This window comes from Rahnella sp. CJA17(1/100) (assembly GCF_963881615.1).
Taxonomy (GTDB): Bacteria; Pseudomonadota; Gammaproteobacteria; order Enterobacterales; family Enterobacteriaceae; genus Rahnella; species Rahnella aceris.
On the sequence record NZ_CAWOJA010000039.1, the window covers coordinates 1 to 1,500 of the forward strand.

A 1,500-nucleotide genomic window follows, 5' to 3' on the forward strand; every position below is an offset into this window, starting at 1 on the left:
CAATCCAGTTATCGCCTGAGTGAGACCAAAACCAGCGGCATGTTCAGCGGCGGCGGACTGGGCGTGACGTTCGGCAGCAAATCCTCGCGTCAGCAAATCAATCAGGACGGTACCACCCAGAGCCAGAGCAGCAGTGCCGTCGGCAGCACCGGCGGCAACGTGAATCTGATTGCCGGTGAAAAGGCGCATATCGGTGGCTCGGATGTGATCGCTAAAAATGACGTCAACATCGTCGGCGGCTCGGTCACGGTTGACCCCGGCAATGACATGCTGACCCGCAAACAAATCTACGAGCAGAAACAAAGCGGCCTGACGGTCTCGCTGTCGAGCCCGGTGACGGATGCGCTGTTGTCGCTCACCAGCATTGCCAAACAGGCCTCACAGACCGGCGACGGCCGAATGAAAGCACTGTATGGCGTGCAGGCGGTGGAGCAGGGCTGGATGTCCTCGATGGACGGGACCGCAACGCAGGCGTCTCAGTTGATGAATGGCAAAGTGGATGGCAACCTGGTCCAGTTGCAGGTCAATATCGGTGCGAGTAAAAGTAAATCCACTTCCGAACTGGAACAAAATCAGGTCACTGGCAGCACGATTACCGGTGGACGTAATGTTGCCATCGTTTCGACAGGTGCCAACGGGCAAAGCGGTGATATCACTATCACCGGCAGCGGTGTGACGGGAAATAAAGTCACGCTTGCTGCGCAGAACGATCTGCTATTGCAGGCCGCGACGAATAACAGCAAACAGACGAGTAAAGACAGTTCAAACGGCTGGAGTGTCGGCGCGCATATCTCACTGGGTAAGGAAACCGGCATTGGGGTACAGGGTAATGGGTATGCTGCGAAAGGTTCCTCGGACGGTGAAACGACGGAATACGTCAATACCCGCGTAAATGCCAAAGATAACCTGATGTTAAGCAGCGGGCGTGACACCGTACTCTCCGGAGCGCAGGCGCTGGGCGATAAAATCACGGCAAATATCGGGCGTGATTTGACGCTCACCAGTCAGCAGGATACCGACGACTACCAGAGTAAACAGCAGAGCATCAGCGGTGGATTCAGCTTCACCTTTGGGTCGATGACCGGCTCGGCTTCCCTGAGTATGAGCAAGTCTAAAACCCAAAGTGAATACGCCAGCGTGGGCGACCAGAGCGGGCTGTTTGCGGGCAATCAGGGTTATGACATCTACGTCGGTGACCATACACAACTGAACGGTGCCGTGATTGCCTCGACCGCTGATGCGGCCAATAACAGTCTGAATACAGGGACGCTGGGCTGGGACGATATCCAGAACAAGGCAAACTACAGTGCCAGCAGCGTTGGGGTCAGCGCCGGTTTCTCATCCAGTAAAGACCAGGGGGACGTGCGGCACAATGCAGGGGGTGTGCTGCCGGTGATGACCAATGCCAGCGGCAGCGCATCGGGCACCACCCGTTCAGCGGTTGCTGATGGCAGCATTACGGTGCGTGATACCGGCCAGCAAACGCAGGATGTGAGTACG

At 56.7% G+C, this 1,500-nt stretch carries 1 protein-coding gene; it reads left to right on the forward strand.

The window, feature by feature from the left end:
• Window positions 1-1,500, forward strand: a 1,500-nt coding sequence (locus AACU55_RS16775; protein ID WP_205960167.1) for a hemagglutinin repeat-containing protein, incomplete at both ends; no start/stop codon positions are given.